Here is a 20,367-nt window from a genome sequence, read left to right as displayed (position 1 = left end):
ATATTTTGGAAAAAGAAAACAGAAAAATGCTTTGGACATGCCAAAGCGACAACATTTTATTGCAGAAATTTTTCATATTCATAATACTCAGGATAAGATGCGAGCGTTTCTTGACACGATTCACAAATCGTTTTTATATATATATTTCCATTCTCATGAAAATGAATCATCTCTACTACTTCTTGCTCTGTTAGTTGAAATAAAACGTCGCTATACACTTTTTCTGCGGTAACGGAGCCTACATTACTCCCGCAATGTCTGCAATAATAATACCCTTCCATACTAGCCTCCTAAAAATCCAATTACTACTAGTATGGGTAAAAGCAAGACAAAATATTCCCAATCATACCCTTAACTATTGAAGGTATTCATGATTTGAAGAAAAGGTTTATTTAACCATTCTTCACATGCATCCGCTGCTTTTTCAATAGAATGACTCACATCAGGAATTTCTTCCGATGTAAAACGTCCTAATACGTAATCTACTACCTTCATGCCATTTTTCGGACGATCAATTCCCATGCGGATACGTTGAAACTCTTGTGTTCCTAAATGTGAAATTGTTGATTTCACACCATTATGTCCACCAGCACTACCTTTCATACGAAGGCGTAATTTACCTACAGGGATGTCTAAATCATCGTACAGAACAACGAAGTCCTCAACATCAATTTTATAGTAATCCATGAGTGGTCGAATACTTTCCCCAGATAAATTCATATATGTAAGTGGCTTTAATAAGATTACTTTTTCTCCATTAACAAATCCTGCACCAAATATTCCTTTAAATTTTTGTTCATTCAAAGAAATATTCCAACGCTTCGCAAGTTCATCAATCGCCATAAATCCAATATTATGCCTTGTTAATTCATATTCTCTACCCGGGTTCCCAAGTCCTACTATCAATTTCATTCTTGTACCACTACTTTCTTTTTTCGATACGAAAAGACGTAACCAATCTTGGTTACGTCTCATTCTATCCAATTAATTGAATAATACACTTACAGATTCTTCTTCGTATACACGAATGATTGCTTCTCCGATTAGTGGAGCAACTGAAAGTTCATGTACTTTGTCGATTTTCTTCTCTTCTGGTAATACGATAGAGTTCGTTACAACTAACTCTTTAATATTTGAGTTTTGGATACGCTCAATTGCTGGACCAGATAATACTGGGTGTGTACAGCAAGCATATACTTCAGAAGCACCGTTCTCAACAAGAGCGTTTGCTGCTAATGTAATTGTACCAGCTGTATCAATGATGTCATCAATTAAAATTGCTGTTTTACCTTCAATATTACCGATAATGTTCATTACCTCTGATACGTTCGGACGAGGGCGACGCTTATCAATAATAGCGATTGGTGCTTTTAGACGATCTGCCATTTTTCTAGCACGAGTTACCCCACCGTGGTCAGGTGACACGATTACGATATCTTTAAGACCTTTTGTTTCAAAGTAATCTGAAAGAATCGGTACACCCATTAAGTGGTCGATTGGGATATCAAAGAACCCTTGAATTTGTGGAGCATGTAAATCTAGAGTGATTACACGAGTTGCACCTGCTGTTTCAAGCAAGTTTGCTACAAGTTTCGATGTAATTGGTTCACGAGAACGCGCTTTACGGTCTTGACGCGCATAACCATAGTAAGGAATAACAATATTAATTGTTTTTGCAGATGCACGCTTTAATGCATCGATCATAATAAGTAATTCCATGATATGTTCGTTTACTGGGAAGCTTGTAGATTGAATAATGAATACATCGCAACCACGGATACTTTCTTCAATGTTAATTTGAACTTCTCCATCACTAAAACGATCAACAGAACATTTTCCTAGTCCTACTCCAATGTGCTTTGCAATTTGCTCAGCAAGTTCCTTATTAGAGTTTAAAGAGAATACTTTCAAATTAGAATTTAGATATTGAGTCGACATCTAGATTAACCCTCCACATTATGATTTTTTCTTATTCAGCAATTGATCAACATAGTCTTCTTTGTTAACTTGACGTGCACGTGCTACAGATAATGCTTTTGATGGAACATTCTCTGTAATTGTAGAGCCTGCTGCCACATAAGCACCATCTTCAACTGTTACAGGAGCAACAAGGTTTGAATTACATCCAATAAATACCCCGTTACCAATCACAGTTTTGAATTTATTCTTACCGTCATAGTTCACCGTAATTGAACCACAACCAAGATTCACGTCTTCTCCAACTTGTGCATCCCCGATATAACTTAAGTGTGAAGCTTTACTTCTATTACCAAAAACAGTTTTTTTGATTTCCACGAAGTTTCCAACGCGTACTTCATCTCCAATAACTGAATCTGGGCGAATATGTGCAAATGGACCAACCGATACTTCTGTACCAAGTTTACTATCATGTACAGTAGATTGTCGAATTGTCGTACGATCTCCAATTTCACTATCGCGAATTACTGTGTGCGGTCCAATTTCACAATCAGAACCAATTACAGTATTCCCCTCAATAATTGTTCCTGGATGAAGAACTGTATCACTACCGATAATTGCATCAGCAGAAATATACGTGTTACTTGGATCAATAATTGTAACACCATTTACCATGTTTTTACGGTTGATACGGTTTTTCATAATAATTTCCGCTTGCGATAGAGCGACTCTGTCGTTAACACCTAACGTTTCATCGAAGTGCTCTGTTTGATAAGCCGATACGATATGACCTTCATTTTTTAAAATCTCAATAACATCTGGCAGGTAATATTCACCTTGTACGTTATCATTTGAAACTTTAGAAAGTGAGGCGAATAAAGCTTTATTATCAAAACAATACGTACCTGTATTGATTTCTTTAATAGCTAATTCTTTCTCATTTGCATCCTTATGCTCAACAATCTTTTCAACATGACCATTCTCATTACGAACGATACGACCATATCCAGCAGGTTCTTCTATGTAAGCTGTTAGCACCGTTGCCATTGCCCCTGCTTCTTTATGTTGCTGAAGCAATGCTTCCATCGTTTCAGCAGTTATTAGCGGCGTATCACCACAAATAACTAAAGTTGTTCCTTCTTCATTTGCAAGTACACTTGCAGCTTGATCGACAGCATGTGCTGTACCAAGTTGTTCTGCTTGTAATGCAAACTCACTTACGTTTCCTAGCTGTTCTTGTACCATTTCAGCACCATGTCCTACGACTGTTACAAGTTTCTGCAATCCTAATTGCGTTACTTGATCGACAACATGCTGTACCATAGGTTTTCCACATACAGGATGAAGCACTTTGTATAGCTTAGACTTCATACGTGTGCCTTTGCCTGCAGCTAGAATCACTGCAAATCTGTTTGACATATAGACCCTCCATCGCAACCTATTTATCCATTAACGATATTATCCTAAATCATCATATATTTCAAGAAACACATTTTAACTATTAAATTTTACCATAATTCTTATACGATGTTTTACTCTTTAGTATCTTTTTTAAGAAATAAGCTATACTATTTAAAATGATTTTGAAAAAATTAGAAGTTTTCCTCTTCACTTTAATAAATTCAGAATTTTCCGTACGAAAATAGATAAAACCACAAAAAAAAAAACAAACTCCTGTAAATGCTTACAGGAGTTTGTTGCAAAATTATAGGGATTTCTTTAAAAAGCCCTTTTCATTCGAATTTTACGAAGCACCCGCTTCTTCAAACTCAACCTCTTCTAACTCGCCTAAACGATGATACTCTGTTAAAACCGCATCTTGAATTTTAGAGCGTGTATTGGAATTAATTGGATGTGCAATGTCACGGAATTCTCCATCTGGAGTACGTTTACTTGGCATTGCTACAAATAATCCATTATTACCATCAATTACACGAATATCATGAACAACAAATTCATGGTCTAGAGTAATAGAGGCAATTGCTCTCATGCGGCCTTCTGTGTTTACGCGGCGTAATCTTACGTCAGTCACTTCCATCTTGTGTTCACCACCCTTTTCTAAATAAGCGATATATTTGTATAAATTCCACAAAATTTCTATTTTCCCTTTAATTTTTTAAAAATTTTTAAGATAAAAATTTTTAATGTAATTGAATATAGAGATTAGTGGAGGTTATCGCTTACAAAAGATTACTTAACTAGGGCAATTACTTCGATTTCAATTGAAACATCTTTCGGTAATTTTGCTACTTGTACACAAGAACGAGCTGGCTTATGAGTAGAGAAATAAGAGCCGTATACTTCATTAACAGCATTAAAATCATCCATATCTTTTAAGAATACTGTTGTTTTTACTACTGTATCAAATGAAGCACCTGCTTCTTCTAATACCGCTTGTAAATTTTGAAATACTTGCTCTGTTTGTACTGTCACGTCTCCTGCTACAAGCTCTCCACTTGCAGTTAACGGAATTTGTCCTGAACTGTAAAACATATTATTTACAATAATCCCTTGTGAATATGGTCCAATTGCTTGTGGTGCATTGCTTGTTTGAACAACTTTCATATTTTTTCACCCTTTTATTATTTATTTTTACTCTTTAAAAATAGTGCACGAAAAGCAGTTTGTCCATCTATTTTATAATTTATAAATAGAATAAAAAAAAGATAAAGCGATCTGCTTTACCTTTTTACTCAGCCTCTACAAGCCCTTCATCAAATGGTGCCAGTGAATAATTTCCCTTTTCCACTTGAATCGCTTTTTCTTTCACATCAACTTCTGATAGACGAATTAATGATACAAAATTATTAATTAGTCGTTCTTCAATATCCGTGGATTCTACTAATACACCAATACCAACAACATTAGCCTTAAACTCTTCTAACATACTCATCATACCTTGAATTGTCCCGCCAGCTTTCATGAAGTCATCAATAATTAAAACATTTGATCCCTCTGGAAGGCTACGCTTTGCTAACGTCATTGTTTGAATTCGCTTAGAAGAACCTGATACATAGTTAATACTAACAGTTGGGCCTTCTGTTACCTTATTATCTTTCCTTGCAATTACTACCGGTACATCTAAGTAATTTGCCACCGCATAAGCAAGTGGAATCCCCTTCGTTGCCACCGTCATAACCGCATCAATTGGTTGCCTAGCAAAAACAGAAGCAAACAAACGACCTGCGCCATTAATATGGCGAGGATTACTTAAAAGATCTGTCATATATAAGTAACCACCAGGCAAAATACGATCTGGATTTTCAAATAAGCTACAAAGCTCACCAATAATTAGATCTGCCTCTTCCTCACTTATATATGGTATATATTTCACTCCTCCTGCTGCTCCTGGTACCGTTTGCAATGTGCCGACCCCTTGTTGTTCAAACGTTTGCTTAATAATAACTAAATCTTCACTAATGGAAGACTTAGCTGATTGATACCTTTCAGCAAAAAAAGTGAGAGAAACTAGCTGACGAGGGTTTTGTAACAAGTAATACGTCATATCGACTAATCTTGTACTTCGTCTAATTTTCATACTCTCACCTCAAATCACGAATATTCTAAACAAATCATAACGTATTATACGTCTTTATTCAAGCGTTTCTCGCTCTCCTAATAAACGTACTGCGTATACTTGTTCACAAAATCCTTTTAATCCGTTATATATACGATGCATTCGCGAATCATGGTGCACAAGACCAAATACGGTTGGGCCACTTCCACTCATTAATACGGCATCCGCCCCAAATCGCTTCATCTGTGCCTTAATACGTGCAACTTCAGGATGCATCGCAAACGTTACATCTTCTAAAACATTACCAACAGTATCACAAATCCCTTTGTAGTCCCCAGCATTTATGACGTTAACCATTTTATCTACATTTGGATGTGTAACTCGATTTAACTTTAAATTTCCATACACATCAGCAGTAGATACACCAATATGGGGTTTTGCCAAAATAACCCAACAAGAAGGTGGAGTTTTTATGTGCTCAATTTGCTCTCCTCTTCCAGTGGCAATTGCTGTCCCACCATATACACAAAACGATACATCTGATCCGATTTTTGCGCCAAGCTCTGCTAACTGATCAATTGTAAGCCCTAAATTCCATAATTTATTAAGGCCACGTAATGTCGCTGCTGCATCACTACTTCCACCTGCTAATCCAGCTGCTACTGGAATCGTTTTTTCAATAGTAATAGATACGCCTTTTTTCACATTAAACTTCTCTTTTAATAATTTCGCTGCTTGATAAGCTAAGTTTCTTTGGTCGTCTGGGACATACCGATTATGGGATAAAATTTCAATACGGTCTTCTGCTAATTCCATTAGTTCTAAACGATCCGCTAAATCAATTGTTGTCATAATCATTTTCACTTCATGATATCCGTCTTGTCTTTTTCCCAGTACATCTAACGACAGATTAATCTTTGCTGGTGCTTTCACTAGTAGCTTCAATCTATTCACCCACTCTATGTACTCAATCTTTTATCGTTTATTTTACCATAAATTTATAGTAAGACGATGACACTTCCCTAATTATAACGAAAAGCATTCAGAATGAAACTACTTATGTAAAATGATGGCACCTTTTCGAGTACAAAAAGCCGAGGAATCACTCCTCGGCTACCGTAGCATAGAAAGTATCTTACAACTACTGGTTTTGTTTCATTAATTGCTGTTCTGCAATTTCTATAGCACGTTTCACCATGTTACCAGCATCTTTCGCACGAATTCCGCCCCAGCCTTCTTTCTGAACAACATCATAAAAGCCTAGCTCTTTTGCAAGCTCTTCTTTAAATTTATTTGACATGACACCTCTTCGTCTACTCAATGCAGAGTCCCTCCTTATTTTGCTACGGTATAATTAGTATGCAAAATAATATAGCTTTTCATTTGTGGGAATATATGTAACGATACATGAATTATAAAATCACTTCATTATGAGGTTCACCATAAAACGTTAACTCTACTGTCTCTGTTAAAACATCCGCATAGCTATATGATACACGTTGCAACGCATCTTCTTGCTGATCCAATTGTACAACAAAAACAGAACGGTACGTTTCTGCAAGTACACCTGATTGTTCTACTGTTTTTCTTCTCCCACTATTTGCCCTTAACATCAGTCTCTGTCCAAGATGGTGATCTAATTCGCTTTTAATTTCATCTAAACGTTTTGACATATACTTCGTTACACCTCGCTGTAATTTAGATTGAACACTTAAAACACGATATATCTATCCCAATTATTAACCGCAACTCACAGACAATATCATTATAAAAGCATCATGCGTTCAAATAGATAGAAGAAATACTATATTGTAAAAGTATCATTATGTAGTCTGCGCGTTCTTGTCTCTTTTTATCCAAGCTGATTTAAATCCTTCCCATACAAAAAAGCAAGATACATATGTACCTTGCTTATTCTTCATAATGTTGAAAGGGTAATCCAGTTCGTAAAATCCCCCTCGTCTCAATCCCGCCAAGTCCCTTTTCGCCGGTAATCGTATTACGTACAACATCCCATACATTTACTCTTTCCATAAATGACGTAAAACTAATTTTACCAACCACATATACAGGATCTAGTGCGTGAATATTAATTCTAGATGGTGAACTAGCAAAGTTAGCACCCGCTCGAATTAATGCTTCAAAGTGTGATTGGCATGCCCCAGCAAAAATAACGAGTTGATCCAATGATGGATATTTTTTTCTCACTTCTCGAACAGCCTGTACAAAATGCCTTGAATGCCTATATGCTGCTAAATCTCCCTTTACCCCTTTTGATTTTGTATATGCATCGTGCCCCGTAATAACTAAAATGTCTGGACGAAAATGATCTATTAAATCTACTACCTTTTCATGCATCTCTGTTTCTTTACAATGAATACCTTGTACAGGAACACCAATTTTATTATATAAGTCTAAGCACTTGCGCAAATATAACGGGTCCCCATCTATATGCAATACACGTCCTGGCATTTGAAAATAATTCACCTCACTTGTATATCCACCCGTTGAAGTGTGTTCATGCCTTTGTTTCATTAATACATAATCTTGTTGAAACAAACGATACGTACGCTCCATCGTTTCTTTCTCACGCTTCGCTCTTTTTTTATGCTCTCGTTGATCTATACTAATTAAATCTTCAAGTGGCGCATCTGCCACCAGTCTAATTTCCTCTCCAAATAATATAGCTATCTCGCCTTTTATTTCTATAATACGAAAAAGGATATCCCTATTATGAGAATATCGTTCCACTAATTCTCCAACATGTAAAGCCATTCTCCTACCTCCAAACTCATTAGGCCATCTTACCTGTTTTTAAAGTATGAATGTAGGAGAGGAAAGGTGACAAAAGGGACAGTTCAAGTTGAACTGTCCCTTTTCTATTCTTATGACAATTTATGAAGAACTAATACATTACTTAATGTTGCAAACTCCTCGATAGATAGCGTTTCGCCTCTTCGTTTTGGATCAATTCCCACTTCTGTTAAAATTCGATCCAACAGCTCTTTATCTTTCGGGAAACCATTTAAATTATTTGATAAATTATTCATTAAAGTTTTACGACGCTGTGCAAAACTTGCTCGTACTACTTCAAAGAAGAATGTCTCATCTGTTACTTCTACAACTGGTTTCGGGCGCTTTAGGAGACGAATAATCGCAGAATCAACATTTGGTTGTGGCACAAACACTGTACGTGGTACAGTCATAACTGTTTCCACCTCTGTATAATACTGAATAGCAATGGATAAAGAACCATACTCTTTCGTTCCAGGTTTAGCAGCTAAACGATCTCCAACTTCTTTTTGCATCATAACAACAAATCCACGAACCGGTAATTTCTCTTCCAACAATTTAAATAAAATTGGCGTTGTAATATAGTACGGTAAGTTCGCTACTACCATTACATCTTGCCCTTCCTCAAATTGCTCACTAAACACCTCATGTACATCTGCCTTTAGTACGTCTTTATTTATAACTGTAACGTTGCTATATGGAGCTAACGTCTCATCTAAAATCGGTAATAACCTCTGATCAATTTCAAAAGCTACTACTTTTTTAGCACGCTTCGCTAATTGTTCTGTTAACGCACCGATACCTGGTCCAATTTCAATTGCACCACTTTCTGAACCAATTTCAGCGTGATCGACAATACGATTTAATACATTCGTATCAATTAAAAAATTTTGTCCTAAACTTTTTTTGAATGAAAATCCATACTTTTCAACAATGTCTTTCGTACGATTTGGCGTTGCGATATCCTTCATTTTCTTTCCTCCTGTATGACTTGCTTATAAGCTTCTGCAAAAGATTCTTTTGAAACTTGAAACATTTGTAAACGTTTATGTAACTGTTTTGCGTTTGTATAACCAATCTTTAATAGCTTACCCATTCTTTCTCTGCGACTCTTTGCCATTTCTCCGCCCACTAAGCCTGCATCGACTAAATCGCTCCAACTAATTTCACTTGTGTAAGCTTCCATTTCTTCATGTATATTCTCTAAAGCACGGCGAATTGATTCATTAGAAGCATGTTCAATCCCGACACCCTTTTTCCTTTTGGCAAGTGCTTCTTCCTTCGGTAAAAAAGCATGTTTACATCCAGGCACCTTATCAGAAATAATTTTTCGAATACGCTCTCCAGGATAATCCGGATCTGTGAAAATAATAACGCCCCGTTTTTGCAGCGCTAATTTAACTTGCTCAATAACATGATCACCGATTGCTGAACCGTTCGTTTCAATTGTATCCGCATCAACAGCACGCTTAATCGCAACTGTATCATCTTTACCTTCTACAACGATAATCTCTTTAATTTTCATGCTTGCCTCCACACTCGTTTCGTCTCTACTTAGTAAAACAAAAAAATGACGACTTTTCCATTATTATTTTCCCCATTCTTACATTTTAAAAAATAGAATGTCCAAAACTTTGTTCTCTCTCCTTATTGTAACACTTCCTCATTCGCCCTTATTTTTTCACAAAAATAAAAAAGAATGGGTTCTCCCACTCCTTTTTATTCAACACCAAATAAAGTTTTTGCATTTTTTGTTGTTATTTCTGCTACTTCCTCATAAGAAATTCCTTTTAAATTCGCAATTTCTTCTGCTACGAGTTTTACATAACTCGGTTCATTTCGCTTTCCTCGAAATGGATGTGGTGTTAAATATGGACAATCTGTCTCTATTAACAATTTCTCTAATGGAATCTCCACAGCAACTTCTTTCGGCTTCTTAGCATTTTTAAATGTAACTGGTCCGCCTAATGAAATTAAAAAGTTCATATCAACACATCGCTCTGCTACTTCTACGCTGCCGCTAAAGCAATGCATAATGCCTCCCACTTCAGCTGCATTCTCTTCTTCTAGAATATCAACAATATCTTGAGTTGCATCGCGGTTATGTATAATAATCGGCAATTTCACTTTTTTAGCTAATGCAATTTGTTTACGGAATACTTCCTTCTGTATTTCTTTTGGAGACTTATCCCAATGATAATCTAATCCCATCTCTCCAAGTGCAACGACTTTAGGATGAGAAGCAAGTTCTTCTAACCAAGCTAGATGTTCTTCTGTCATGTCAATTGCATCAACTGGATGCCATCCAACCGCAGCGTAAATAAAATCATAAGTTTCAGCTAATTCAATCGCCTTTTTTATCGTTACTTCATCAAAACCAACAACAACTGTATAGGTAACTCCCGCTTCTTTCATTCGTGCAATAACCTCTTGCAAATCTTCTTCAAATTGCTCTGCATTCAAATGTGAATGTGTATCAAACAACATAATACATAACTCCTTTTATATTGAAATCAAGTTTATTCTAAAAAATAAGCTCTTTAATAACTTAACGATAACAATACTATAATTTTAATGCAAAAATAGAGAGTGTAAAAAGAAAAAAGACGCTTCACACATGTTACACGTGAAACATCTCTTTTCTTGTCTTAATTACTTGATTTTTGTACCGTTTGGTAGATTTTGGTCGATTGATGCTAATGACAATACGCCATTCTCTTCACCCGCTAAAATCATACCTTGTGATAATTCACCGCGTAATTTTACAGGTTTTAAGTTTGTTACACAAATAACCTTTTTACCTTTTAGGTCTTCCGGCGAATAGAATTTTGCAATTCCTGAAACAACTTGACGCTTTTCTGTACCTAAATCCAGCTGAATTTTTAACAACTTATCTGCTTTTTTCACAGGTTCAGCTGATAGTACTTCAGCTACGCGTAATTCTACTTTAAAGAAATCATCAATTGTAATTTCTTCTGCTTTCGGTTCTTCTTCTTTTTTCTCTTCTACTTTAGGAGCAGCGCTTTTCATTTGTTCTTTAATGTACCCTACTTCTACTTCCATTTCTAAACGCGGGAAAATCGGGTTTCCTTTTTCTACTTTTGTTCCAGCTGGAATACAGCCAATTGTAGATAGGCTTTCCCAAGATTTATGTGCCTCTTCAGTAAGTCCAAGCTGAGCAAACATCTTACTTGGCGCTACTGTTAGGAACGGCATAAGCATAATACCTGTTTGACGAAGCACCTCTGCTAAGTGAGCCATTACAGAAGCTAATTTTTCACGATCATTCTCATCTTTCGCTAATACCCACGGTTGTGTTTCATCAATATATTTATTTGCACGGCTAACCAATTGCCAAATTGAGCTTAGCGCTACAGAGAATTCCATATTCTCCATTGCCTCTTCTACTTTTTTCAATGTATCTTTTGCAAACGTTACTAACGTTTCATCGAATTCCGTTACATTTTCTTTAAATGCAGGGATTTCTCCGTTAAAGTACTTATCAATCATAGCTACTGTACGATTTAATAAGTTACCTAAGTCATTTGCTAAATCGAAATTAATGCGCTCCACAAATCCTTCTGGTGTGAATACGCCATCAGATCCGAATGGAACTTCACGAAGTAAGTAATAACGTAATGCATCTAATCCGTAACGATCGATTAAAGTAACTGGATCTACTACGTTTCCTTTTGACTTACTCATCTTTCCATCCTTCATTAAAATCCAACCATGAGCAAAGATTTTTTTCGGAAGAGGTAAATCTAATGCCATTAAAATGATTGGCCAATAAATTGTATGGAAACGAACGATTTCTTTTCCAACTAAATGTACATCAGCTGGCCAGAATTTCTTATACATCTCTTCATTTTCTGTTCCATAACCTAATGCTGTAATGTAGTTAGATAATGCGTCAACCCATACGTAAATAACGTGTTTCGGGTTACCTGGAACACGAACTCCCCAGTCAAATGAAGTACGAGAAACAGCTAGATCTTCTAGGCCTGGTTTAATGAAGTTATTAATCATCTCATTCTTACGAGACTCTGGCTGAATGAAATGTGGATTATCTTCATAGAATTTTAATAGTCTGTCGACATATTTACCCATTCTAAAGAAATACGATTCTTCACGAACAAGTTCTACATCATGACCACTATCTGGGCTTTTTCCTCCAACTACTTTTTCACCTTCCATAATTGGATCTACTAATTGATGCTCTGTATAGAATGTCTCATCTTGTACAGAATACCAACCTTCATATTCATCAAGATAAATATCACCTTGATCTACTAGTTGCTTGAAGATTTTTTCAACAACATCTTTATGACGATCTTCAGTTGTACGAATAAAATCATCATAAGATATATCCATTTTCTCCCAAAGTTCTTTAATTCCTGCAACAATGTTATCCACATATGCTTGTGGTGTAACATTTAATTCTTCTGCTTTCTTTTGGATCTTCTGTCCATGCTCATCAGTTCCTGTTAAATAATGAACATTGTATCCTTGCATACGCTTATATCGTGCCATCGCATCTCCTGCTACTGTTGTATAAGCATGTCCAATGTGTAATTTTCCACTTGGATAATAAATTGGGGTAGTAATATAAAAGGACTTATTTTCCTCTGTCATTGTTTTGGACCTCCCGGATAACCTCATATGTATTTATAAATAGTATATCAAAAACTTATATATAAAGTGAAACTTTAATCTGTGTGGGGGTGTTCACTCCTGCGGATTATTAGCCCGCACCAATCAGGCTTTTACGAGCAATCCGACTCCAACTTAACTTCTTTGCTCCACCCAAATTTTAAATTTAGAATCTTACTGCTTGGCAAATAGCGGGATAAAAATGAGTTAATACTTAATATCTTTATCATCTATTGCTCATATTTCAAGAAAATATACAGTCCTTACTTACAATCTATAAATTTTTCTGAAAATAAAGTTAAATAATAGTAGAAATTACTCTCATTCTATTATATATAAGAAGTAAGAAATCTATAAATCTTTTTAAAAAATATAGAATTAAAGAATTGACGGAAATGTAAATGATTGGTATCATATGTCCATAGGGTATTTTGTCGAAAAATGACGAATCTAGAAAATAGACTCGAAACTTATAAACTATTTCTTTAGGAGGAAAAGAATTATGAAATCTACTGGTATCGTTCGTAAAGTTGATGAATTAGGTCGTGTAGTAATTCCAATCGAATTACGCCGTACTTTAGGTATTGCAGAAAAGGATGCTCTTGAAATCTACGTTGATGACGAGAAAATCATCTTAAAAAAATATAAGCCAAACATGACTTGCCAAGTAACTGGTGAAGTATCTGATGGTAACCTATCTTTAGCTGAAGGTAAAATTATCTTAAGCAAAGAAGGCGCTGAGCGAATCTTAAACGAACTTCAAGATTATATCGAAACAGCAAAATAAGCTTCTCAATTATGAGAAGCTTATTTTTTATCGACATGATAGATTTGATATACATCGCGTTTCGACAAATCTCGATCTTTAGCGACTGTTTTTATTGCCTCTTTTGAATTCATACCTTTTTCGTTTATATAATGTTCAATATGATCATATACCGAAATAGATTCCCACCATTGTTCTTCCGGGGTAGGTTCTTCCGTTGAACCAGCTACTAAAATACAAAACTCGCCACGAACTTCATTTTGTTTCGTCCACTCAATTGCTTCCTCAACTGTTCCACGAATAAATTCCTCAAATTTTTTCGTTAACTCTCGACATAATACAATTTCTCTATTTCCCAACACTTCTTGCATCGAGATTAAAGTATCATCTAAACGATGGGGCGCTTCATAAAACATCATTGTAGTTTGTACATAACGAAGCTTCTCTAACTCCATTTTTCTTTCTTTTTTATTTCTTTGTAAAAATCCATAGAAATAAAATTGTTTTGTTTCAAGACCTGATGCAATTAATGCTGTAAGGGCTGCATTTGCCCCAGGAAGCGGGATTACATGATACTGTTCTGCTACAGCCTCTACAACAATATCGTAACCTGGATCGGAAATACAAGGCATACCAGCATCACTAACAAGTGCTACAGTCTTTCCTTCGTCTAACTTCCCTAATATTTTCTTACCACTTACTTCCTTATTATGCTCATGGTAACTCATAACGGGGGTTTCAATTTCGAAATAATTACAAAGTTTTTTCGTTTGTCTCGTATCTTCAGCAGCAATTAAATCAGCTTCTTTTAAAATTCGGATTGCACGAAATGTCATATCTTCTAAATTTCCAATAGGAGTTGGTACTAAATATAAAACTCCCTTTTCATTTTGTTGAAAGCTTTTTTGTTGCCACATAGCGTTCTCCTTTTTGCATATATTCTTCTTTTTGTTTTCTATTTAACTGCTTAAAATAATACTCTGCTTGCATAGCTGTACGCTTATCTTCATGAAATTCTATGTATTTTAAAACAACAGGAAGTCTAGCACGCGTATACCTAGCCCCTTTTCCACTATTATGGGTCTGAATCCGCTTCTCTATATGATTTGTATATCCAGCATAATAACTTCCGTCAGAGCACTCTACTACATAAAAACAATGCTTATTCTTCTCCATATAAAATTGAACGAATCTCCTTTGTATATTCATTATTTGCTTCATATACAAAAAGAGGGGGCAATATTTTCAAATCTGCGTTTCCATCCTTAATTCCTTCAATTAACAATGTATTCGCTTCTTTCCCTGCCTTAGGATAAACAAATCGTACACGCTTTGGTTCAATTTTGTATTTACGCATTAATGTAACAATATCTAGCAAACGACCTGGACGATGTACAAATGCTACTTTCCCACCTTGCTTTACTAACTGACTACTTGCAGATACAACATCCTCTAATGTACACATAATTTCATGACGAGCTATCGCTAAATGTTCATTCATATTTTTCTCAGAAGTTGCAGGTGTTTGAAAATAAGGGGGATTACATGTAACTACATCATATTGATGACGTCCAAGTTTCTCCGGCATATCTTTCAAATCCCCATGTATTAAGTGAATTCTTTCTTCTAACTTATTGTATTGAACGCTTCTGATTCCCATATCATATAAACGTTCTTGAATTTCTACACCTGTAATGTTTCCCTTTGTTCTTGTACTTAATAAAAGGGGGACAACTGCGTTACCTGTACACAGATCAAGTACATTACCTTTTTGAATCGGCACCCAAGCAAAGTCTGCAAGTAAAACAGCATCTAACGAGAAATTGAATACTGATGGGCTTTGTACAATCTTCATATCTTGCGCTAATAAGTAATCTAAACGTTCATCTTCATATAAATTCATATGTTACTCCTTTTCTTACACTTAACCTACCCTATTTCATCTTCTACTAATAAAAAAACATATTTCATTCTACTCTCATGTATAAAAAATTACCTTTCCAATTATCATTGGAAAGGTAATTTCACTTTTTATTTAAAAATGACAGGCAGAATAAACAATCTCCCTCTTTACGTACACTTCCATAATGCAGATTACAAATATGAAAACCTTCTTGATATAGCCTTGCTAAATTATCATAGCCTTCGCCAATATCAGTTGTCTTCGGCTTCACTTCTTTACGTTTTTGAGTTTTTTGTTTTTCCTTAATCTGCACTTCTTCAAAGCGGTGTCGCAAATTTTCATTTTCCATTTTTATATGTTGGTTCTCTTCCAACAACTCTGCAAGATGTTGTTTTAATTCTCCCAACTGTTTGTATAAATGTCCAATTTGCTCTTCCATACTAGAAACCGATGCAAAAATATCTTTTTTCTCCACAAGCACCCACCTCATTAATCTGTGGTTTGACTCGAAACGACCCCTTTATTCACTAACTCATCTAACGTATATTCTACTATCCGTTCCTTGTCTACTAGTTCCACTTGAATTAATCTTTCTAAAATATTTAATCCGATAACACGGCCAGTACCATGCGGGGTTTGTATACGTTGATCTAAATCAGGAAGTTGTTCCTTTGCTGCCTCATATTCATCATTCTCATATTTTAAGCAACACATTAAGCGACCACATAAACCAGAGATTTTTGCAGGATTTAATGATAAATTTTGATCCTTTGCCATCTTAATGGATACAGGTTCAAAATCTCCTAAAAAAGTAGAACAACAAAGCATACGACCACACGGACCAATACCACCAAGCATCTTCGCTTCATCACGAACACCAATTTGTCTTAGTTCAATTCTTGTCCTAAAAATTGCCGCTAAGTCCTTCACTAGTTCGCGGAAATCAATCCGACCATCCGCAGTAAAGTAGAAAATAATCTTATTGCGATCGAACGTATACTCTACATCTACAAGTTTCATATCAAGATTATGCTCTACTACCTTTTGCTGACAAACTTGATATGCTTCTTTTGCAGCATGTTTGTTCTCTTCAACAATGGTACGATCATTTTCATTTGCAATACGAATAACCTTTTTTAGCGGTAATACAACGTCGTTTTCATCAACTTGCTTTTTGGTAATAACTACTTTTCCGTACTCAATACCTCTTACTGTTTCTACAATTACAAACTCATTTTCAGAGATATCGAACTGATTCGGATCGAAGTAATACACCTTTCCGGCCTTCTTAAAGCGAACACCTACTACATCATACAAAACGGTCATCCCTCCTGCAACCGCAACACTAACTGTTCGAACACAAGCTGCGCATTTACATTAGCGTTGATTCTATTTTTTGCCTCTAATATATTAAAGAGAGCTGATACAATGCGCTTCTGAGCATAGGAGAAAGATTCAAACATCTCTTTCTGCTCATGAAAAACAAGACGATCTTCTTCTCCAAGTTGAACATATAATAAATCCTTATAAATAAGGAGCAACATATCTAAACCTTGCTGTAATTGTTCTTTCTCTCTAAAGTGTTTCCCCCATTTTTCTTGTACAAAAAAAATAGAGGCTTTATCCTTTTCGAGCGCTTCACATAATTTTATCACTAAAGCTCGTGCTTGTGCAAACCATTCATCACTACATAAAGCTAAAGCTTCATCAAAACTATTCGTGAGTTGCGCAGCAAGTGTCGATAAAGATGCCGTAATACCTTCATCCTGTAATCTTCTAATTAAAGATTCCGTAGGTAACGGTCTAAATGTAACAACTTGACAGCGAGATAAAATCGTATTTAAAATTTGATGACTTTGTTCAGTAAGTAAAATAGCTGTTGTATCACTACTTGGTTCTTCTAAAAATTTTAAAAGTGTATTCGCTGCATTTGCTGTCATACGATCTGCGTGCTCAATAATATATACTTTTTTATTTGCTTCTAATCCTGTTTTTGAAAACTCTTCTTGTAAATCATGAATTTGCTGTTTCTTAATAGATAATCCGTCTGGTTTTACAATATGTAAGTTAGGGTGGTTACCTGAATCAATTCGCTTACAATTTGTACATACGTGACAAGGCTCTACCCCATTCCGCCCAGAACAGAGGAAACTCTTTGCCATTTGAATTGCCGTTGCAAACTTTCCAGTCCCTTTCCCTCCCTCTAACAAGTAAGCGTGGGATATACGCTCTTTTGCAATGCTATTCATCAACATTTTTACACCGATGGGTTGTATAGCAGAAAGCTGCTCCCACGTCTTCGTCATAATGCATACCTCACTTATTTCATTCTTTCCTTCTATTATAACAATTTATCTTCTATAATCTGAACAACTTCTTCTATAAGTTTTTCCATTGGTTGATCAGCATTTACCAATACAATACGATCTGAGAAACGTTCTACAACTTGTAAATATCCTTCACGGACACGTTTATGGAAAGAGATATCTTCCATATCTAATCGATTTACTTCACGTCCTGCATTTTTTTCAATGCGAGCTAAACCAATCTCTGGTTCAATGTCTAGGTAAATCGTTAAACTAGGCATACAGTCCTCTGTTGCGAAACGATTTATTTCAAATACTTTATCCATACCTAACCCTCTTGCATATCCTTGATACGCTAAAGAGCTATCTATAAAACGATCACATAATACAAGGTAGTCCTCGTTAAGTGCCGGCATAACCTTTTCCACCAAATGTTGTCTACGTGCAGCAGCATACAGAAGCGCCTCTGTACGTGCTTCCATCATCGTATATTCTTGTTTATGTAAAATTGTTCTAATATCCTCTGAAATTGCAATGCCACCTGGTTCTCTCGTCGCCATTACCTTTTGTTCTTTTTGTTCAAAGTACGGCAATAAACTTTTAATTAACGTTGTTTTACCCGAACCTTCTGGACCTTCAATTGTTACAAATAATCCCTTCATTCTAAAACCTACTTTCTATATCATACACTTTCATATATTTCGTGTTACCTTGAAAACGAGCGCCTGATTGCTCTAAATACATAATTTGCTCTTTATGTTCTGAAGTAACTCTTTCTCCATACATAATCAATGGAATTCCAGGTGGGTACGGAATTACCATTTCTGCCGCTATCATCCCAACTGCTTCTTCTACAGATACTACTTTTGTTTCATATCCTTCCAGTTGTTTATATGTATACGGTAAAGGAGAAAATTCTCCTTTATAAGTATAACGAATAGATTCCTTCTTGTCTTTCACCTCATAATATCGCAATGCCTCTCGGATCATCTCTATAGCCTTCATATACTCCTTATTTACTTGCAAGGGCAAAATAAATAGGACATTATATGGATCCGCCATTTCTGTATATATACCGACCTTTTCAAATACAGACTGTAATTCGTATCCTGATAACTGACAACGTGTCTGTACAGTAACCTTTAACTCGTCTTGTAATGGATATTGTAAAATAGCTATTTGTGGAATAGAACACAATTCGTCTTTAAATCCCCGTAAAAACTCGACAATTTCATCATGTCCCTTTTCTTTTATACGTGCTATTGTAAAGCGTGCAATATCAAGAGAAGTCATAATTGGATACGATGGACTACTAGATTGTAGCATACTTAAATAGGTAGAAACTTTTTCTTCTTTCACTAAGCGACTATTTATATGTAAATAGGACCCCATTGTCATCGCGGGTAATGTTTTATGTGCAGAATGAACTACAATATCTGCACCATATGCTAATGCTGACTTTGGAAATGCTCCCCCTAAACAAAAATGGGCTCCATGTGCTTCATCTACTAAAACAGGGATTTTATGTGCATGTGCATAAGCGATGCTTGCCTCTAGATCCATCCCCATACCATAATAATTAGGATGCGTTAAAATGAGTGCTTTAGCATTTGGATATTTTTCAATTGCTTCCTTAATAATTTCATCATGAATTCCCACTGGTACATTATAAGCTTCATCAATCCATGGATCTAAAAAAATTGGATTTGCGCCCGCTAATTTTAAACCATTAATAATTGATTTATGACAATTTCTTTGTACAAGAACAATATCATGTTCTCCACAACAAGACAAAATCATTGCTAGGTTCCCTACTGTTGAACCATTAATTAAAAAATAACTTTTTTTCACTCCATATACATCAGCTAATAACTGTTGTGCCTCATCTATACATTCAAACGGACTATGTAAATCATCTAACCCTGACAACTCAGTTACATCGATAGATAGTATATTTTTAAACTCCCCTACAGCTTCCTGAGGGAAGTTTAAACCATTTTTATGACCTGGAACATGAAAGGATAACGGCCCTCTTTCTTTAAACTCTGTTAATGCCTCATATAAAGGTATGCGATTTTGATTCATCTATATCTCTTCCTTATTATTTCATTCTTCCTCTATTATACAGAACAAAAAAAATAATAGGCATATGCCTATTTAAAAATATGATACTTCTAATTTCCGAAGCTGTTTTAAATAATATATATACTTCGGATCATTTGTCTCCGTATTCACCATATCCTTTTCACATTCATAACATATTAAATTATTATAAACATATATCCCTTCTTTTCTTTCTGTCTCACAAACAATACAAACTTCATTTTGTGCTTTCATAACCTTCCCTCCCTATTTAAATGGACATATTTTATACTTCTATTCCTTAACAATTTACATAAAAATATACATCCACCTCTTATATAATATGATTAACCCTTGGGCAACGTGTTTGTATTACCATTACTTCTTTTTTTCGTACTGTTTGAAAACACAAAAAAACACAAGTCAAAAG

General features: G+C 35.5%; 25 protein-coding genes. 1 reads left to right on the top strand and 24 read right to left on the bottom strand.

Features of this window, described 5'->3' with window-relative positions:
* Positions 1-56: 56 nt before the first annotated feature.
* From DN389_RS24650 to metG, 15 genes are all read right to left on the bottom strand, one after another.
* Positions 57-281, bottom strand: a complete 225-nt coding sequence (locus DN389_RS24650) for an anti-sigma-F factor Fin family protein (RefSeq protein ID WP_000399441.1) — start codon at positions 279-281, stop codon at positions 57-59.
* Between the two features lie 70 nt (positions 282-351).
* The gene (gene pth / locus DN389_RS24645; protein WP_078183735.1) at positions 352-912 is read right to left on the bottom strand and encodes an aminoacyl-tRNA hydrolase; all 561 of its coding nucleotides are present in this window, start codon (positions 910-912) and stop codon (positions 352-354) included.
* Between the two features lie 72 nt (positions 913-984).
* Complete coding sequence (locus DN389_RS24640; RefSeq protein ID WP_000107420.1) at positions 985-1,938, bottom strand: ribose-phosphate diphosphokinase; 954 nt, start codon at positions 1,936-1,938, stop codon at positions 985-987.
* Positions 1,939-1,956: 18 nt separating this feature from the next.
* Positions 1,957-3,336, bottom strand: a complete 1,380-nt coding sequence (glmU, locus tag DN389_RS24635) for a bifunctional UDP-N-acetylglucosamine diphosphorylase/glucosamine-1-phosphate N-acetyltransferase GlmU (RefSeq protein WP_000071045.1) — start codon at positions 3,334-3,336, stop codon at positions 1,957-1,959.
* A 325-nt stretch (positions 3,337-3,661) separates the two neighbouring features.
* Positions 3,662-3,955, bottom strand: a complete 294-nt coding sequence (spoVG, locus tag DN389_RS24630) for a septation regulator SpoVG (protein WP_000454042.1) — start codon at positions 3,953-3,955, stop codon at positions 3,662-3,664.
* Positions 3,956-4,107: 152 nt separating this feature from the next.
* On the bottom strand, positions 4,108-4,482 hold the full coding sequence (locus tag DN389_RS24625) for a RidA family protein (protein ID WP_000869826.1): 375 nt from the start codon (positions 4,480-4,482) through the stop codon (positions 4,108-4,110).
* A 124-nt stretch (positions 4,483-4,606) separates the two neighbouring features.
* Positions 4,607-5,455: a pur operon repressor gene (purR, locus tag DN389_RS24620; RefSeq protein ID WP_000702481.1), complete on the bottom strand. Its 849-nt coding sequence runs from the start codon at positions 5,453-5,455 to the stop codon at positions 4,607-4,609.
* A 54-nt stretch (positions 5,456-5,509) separates the two neighbouring features.
* Positions 5,510-6,379 (bottom strand): 4-(cytidine 5'-diphospho)-2-C-methyl-D-erythritol kinase, encoded by an 870-nt coding sequence (ispE, locus tag DN389_RS24615; protein WP_000772096.1) that lies wholly within the window; start codon positions 6,377-6,379, stop codon positions 5,510-5,512.
* Between the two features lie 196 nt (positions 6,380-6,575).
* Positions 6,576-6,755: an acid-soluble spore protein SspF gene (gene sspF, locus DN389_RS24610; protein ID WP_090918113.1), complete on the bottom strand. Its 180-nt coding sequence runs from the start codon at positions 6,753-6,755 to the stop codon at positions 6,576-6,578.
* 91 nt (positions 6,756-6,846) lie between these two features.
* Complete coding sequence (gene veg, locus DN389_RS24605; RefSeq protein ID WP_098191168.1) at positions 6,847-7,107, bottom strand: biofilm formation stimulator Veg; 261 nt, start codon at positions 7,105-7,107, stop codon at positions 6,847-6,849.
* 238 nt (positions 7,108-7,345) lie between these two features.
* Positions 7,346-8,209 carry a sporulation peptidase YabG gene (gene yabG, locus DN389_RS24600; protein WP_001173738.1) on the bottom strand — a complete coding sequence of 288 codons (864 nt, stop codon included), beginning with the start codon at positions 8,207-8,209 and terminating at the stop codon, positions 7,346-7,348.
* 110 nt (positions 8,210-8,319) lie between these two features.
* Positions 8,320-9,198 (bottom strand): 16S rRNA (adenine(1518)-N(6)/adenine(1519)-N(6))-dimethyltransferase RsmA, encoded by an 879-nt coding sequence (gene rsmA, locus DN389_RS24595; protein WP_088121089.1) that lies wholly within the window; start codon positions 9,196-9,198, stop codon positions 8,320-8,322.
* Entirely contained in the window at positions 9,195-9,752 is a 558-nt protein-coding gene (gene rnmV / locus DN389_RS24590; protein ID WP_000692830.1) for a ribonuclease M5, read from the bottom strand. Before rnmV ends, rsmA begins: the two co-directional genes overlap by 4 nt.
* 194 nt (positions 9,753-9,946) lie before the next feature.
* Positions 9,947-10,714: a TatD family hydrolase gene (locus DN389_RS24585; RefSeq protein WP_000895837.1), complete on the bottom strand. Its 768-nt coding sequence runs from the start codon at positions 10,712-10,714 to the stop codon at positions 9,947-9,949.
* A 165-nt stretch (positions 10,715-10,879) separates the two neighbouring features.
* Positions 10,880-12,862, bottom strand: a complete 1,983-nt coding sequence (gene metG / locus DN389_RS24580) for a methionine--tRNA ligase (protein WP_098191169.1) — start codon at positions 12,860-12,862, stop codon at positions 10,880-10,882.
* Positions 12,863-13,382: 520 nt separating this feature from the next.
* Here metG and DN389_RS24575 point away from each other — a divergent pair.
* Complete coding sequence (locus DN389_RS24575) at positions 13,383-13,667, top strand: AbrB/MazE/SpoVT family DNA-binding domain-containing protein (protein ID WP_000843039.1); 285 nt, start codon at positions 13,383-13,385, stop codon at positions 13,665-13,667.
* A gap of 20 nt (positions 13,668-13,687) precedes the next feature.
* Here DN389_RS24575 and rsmI read toward each other — a convergent pair whose 3' ends face one another.
* From rsmI to DN389_RS24530, 9 genes are all read right to left on the bottom strand, one after another.
* Entirely contained in the window at positions 13,688-14,563 is an 876-nt protein-coding gene (gene rsmI / locus DN389_RS24570) for a 16S rRNA (cytidine(1402)-2'-O)-methyltransferase (protein ID WP_000267812.1), read from the bottom strand.
* The gene (locus DN389_RS24565) at positions 14,532-14,822 is read right to left on the bottom strand and encodes a GIY-YIG nuclease family protein (protein ID WP_000414343.1); all 291 of its coding nucleotides are present in this window, start codon (positions 14,820-14,822) and stop codon (positions 14,532-14,534) included. Before DN389_RS24565 ends, rsmI begins: the two co-directional genes overlap by 32 nt.
* Entirely contained in the window at positions 14,809-15,549 is a 741-nt protein-coding gene (locus tag DN389_RS24560) for a tRNA1(Val) (adenine(37)-N6)-methyltransferase (protein ID WP_088079977.1), read from the bottom strand. The genes DN389_RS24565 and DN389_RS24560 overlap by 14 nt, the downstream gene beginning before the upstream one ends.
* A gap of 121 nt (positions 15,550-15,670) precedes the next feature.
* On the bottom strand, positions 15,671-16,024 hold the full coding sequence (gene yabA, locus DN389_RS24555; protein ID WP_000412057.1) for a DNA replication initiation control protein YabA: 354 nt from the start codon (positions 16,022-16,024) through the stop codon (positions 15,671-15,673).
* Between the two features lie 14 nt (positions 16,025-16,038).
* Positions 16,039-16,866, bottom strand: a complete 828-nt coding sequence (locus DN389_RS24550; protein WP_000272429.1) for a PSP1 domain-containing protein — start codon at positions 16,864-16,866, stop codon at positions 16,039-16,041.
* Between the two features lie 5 nt (positions 16,867-16,871).
* Positions 16,872-17,855 (bottom strand): DNA polymerase III subunit delta', encoded by a 984-nt coding sequence (gene holB, locus DN389_RS24545; protein WP_046954526.1) that lies wholly within the window; start codon positions 17,853-17,855, stop codon positions 16,872-16,874.
* Positions 17,856-17,890: 35 nt separating this feature from the next.
* Positions 17,891-18,517: a dTMP kinase gene (tmk, locus tag DN389_RS24540; RefSeq protein WP_098191171.1), complete on the bottom strand. Its 627-nt coding sequence runs from the start codon at positions 18,515-18,517 to the stop codon at positions 17,891-17,893.
* Position 18,518: 1 nt separating this feature from the next.
* Positions 18,519-19,940: an aminotransferase class I/II-fold pyridoxal phosphate-dependent enzyme gene (locus DN389_RS24535; protein WP_149237711.1), complete on the bottom strand. Its 1,422-nt coding sequence runs from the start codon at positions 19,938-19,940 to the stop codon at positions 18,519-18,521.
* A 72-nt stretch (positions 19,941-20,012) separates the two neighbouring features.
* Positions 20,013-20,192: a sigma factor G inhibitor Gin gene (locus DN389_RS24530; protein WP_000647291.1), complete on the bottom strand. Its 180-nt coding sequence runs from the start codon at positions 20,190-20,192 to the stop codon at positions 20,013-20,015.
* Between the last annotated feature and the right edge of the window lie 175 nt (positions 20,193-20,367).

The organism is Bacillus sp. AY3-1 (assembly GCF_008368785.1).
Lineage (GTDB): Bacteria > Bacillota > Bacilli > Bacillales > Bacillaceae_G > Bacillus_A > Bacillus_A wiedmannii.
Note: the sequence above shows the minus strand (reverse complement) of the source record. Positions and strands in the feature narration are given on the sequence as shown.

Coding starts and splice junctions, on each gene's coding strand:
- DN389_RS24650 (WP_000399441.1), bottom strand. CDS start 281: ATGGAAGGGTATTATTATTGCAGACATTGCGGGAGTAATGTAGGCTCC.
- pth (WP_078183735.1), bottom strand. CDS start 912: ATGAAATTGATAGTAGGACTTGGGAACCCGGGTAGAGAATATGAATTA.
- DN389_RS24640 (WP_000107420.1), bottom strand. CDS start 1,938: ATGTCGACTCAATATCTAAATTCTAATTTGAAAGTATTCTCTTTAAAC.
- glmU (WP_000071045.1), bottom strand. CDS start 3,336: ATGTCAAACAGATTTGCAGTGATTCTAGCTGCAGGCAAAGGCACACGT.
- spoVG (WP_000454042.1), bottom strand. CDS start 3,955: ATGGAAGTGACTGACGTAAGATTACGCCGCGTAAACACAGAAGGCCGC.
- DN389_RS24625 (WP_000869826.1), bottom strand. CDS start 4,482: ATGAAAGTTGTTCAAACAAGCAATGCACCACAAGCAATTGGACCATAT.
- purR (WP_000702481.1), bottom strand. CDS start 5,455: ATGAAAATTAGACGAAGTACAAGATTAGTCGATATGACGTATTACTTG.
- veg (WP_098191168.1), bottom strand. CDS start 7,107: ATGTCAAAACGTTTAGATGAAATTAAAAGCGAATTAGATCACCATCTT.
- yabG (WP_001173738.1), bottom strand. CDS start 8,209: ATGGCTTTACATGTTGGAGAATTAGTGGAACGATATTCTCATAATAGG.
- rsmA (WP_088121089.1), bottom strand. CDS start 9,198: ATGAAGGATATCGCAACGCCAAATCGTACGAAAGACATTGTTGAAAAG.
- rnmV (WP_000692830.1), bottom strand. CDS start 9,752: ATGAAAATTAAAGAGATTATCGTTGTAGAAGGTAAAGATGATACAGTT.
- DN389_RS24585 (WP_000895837.1), bottom strand. CDS start 10,714: ATGTTGTTTGATACACATTCACATTTGAATGCAGAGCAATTTGAAGAA.
- metG (WP_098191169.1), bottom strand. CDS start 12,862: ATGACAGAGGAAAATAAGTCCTTTTATATTACTACCCCAATTTATTAT.
- DN389_RS24575 (WP_000843039.1), top strand. CDS start 13,383: ATGAAATCTACTGGTATCGTTCGTAAAGTTGATGAATTAGGTCGTGTA.
- rsmI (WP_000267812.1), bottom strand. CDS start 14,563: ATGTGGCAACAAAAAAGCTTTCAACAAAATGAAAAGGGAGTTTTATAT.
- DN389_RS24565 (WP_000414343.1), bottom strand. CDS start 14,822: ATGGAGAAGAATAAGCATTGTTTTTATGTAGTAGAGTGCTCTGACGGA.
- DN389_RS24560 (WP_088079977.1), bottom strand. CDS start 15,549: ATGAATTTATATGAAGATGAACGTTTAGATTACTTATTAGCGCAAGAT.
- holB (WP_046954526.1), bottom strand. CDS start 17,855: ATGACGAAGACGTGGGAGCAGCTTTCTGCTATACAACCCATCGGTGTA.
- tmk (WP_098191171.1), bottom strand. CDS start 18,517: ATGAAGGGATTATTTGTAACAATTGAAGGTCCAGAAGGTTCGGGTAAA.
- DN389_RS24535 (WP_149237711.1), bottom strand. CDS start 19,940: ATGAATCAAAATCGCATACCTTTATATGAGGCATTAACAGAGTTTAAA.
- DN389_RS24530 (WP_000647291.1), bottom strand. CDS start 20,192: ATGAAAGCACAAAATGAAGTTTGTATTGTTTGTGAGACAGAAAGAAAA.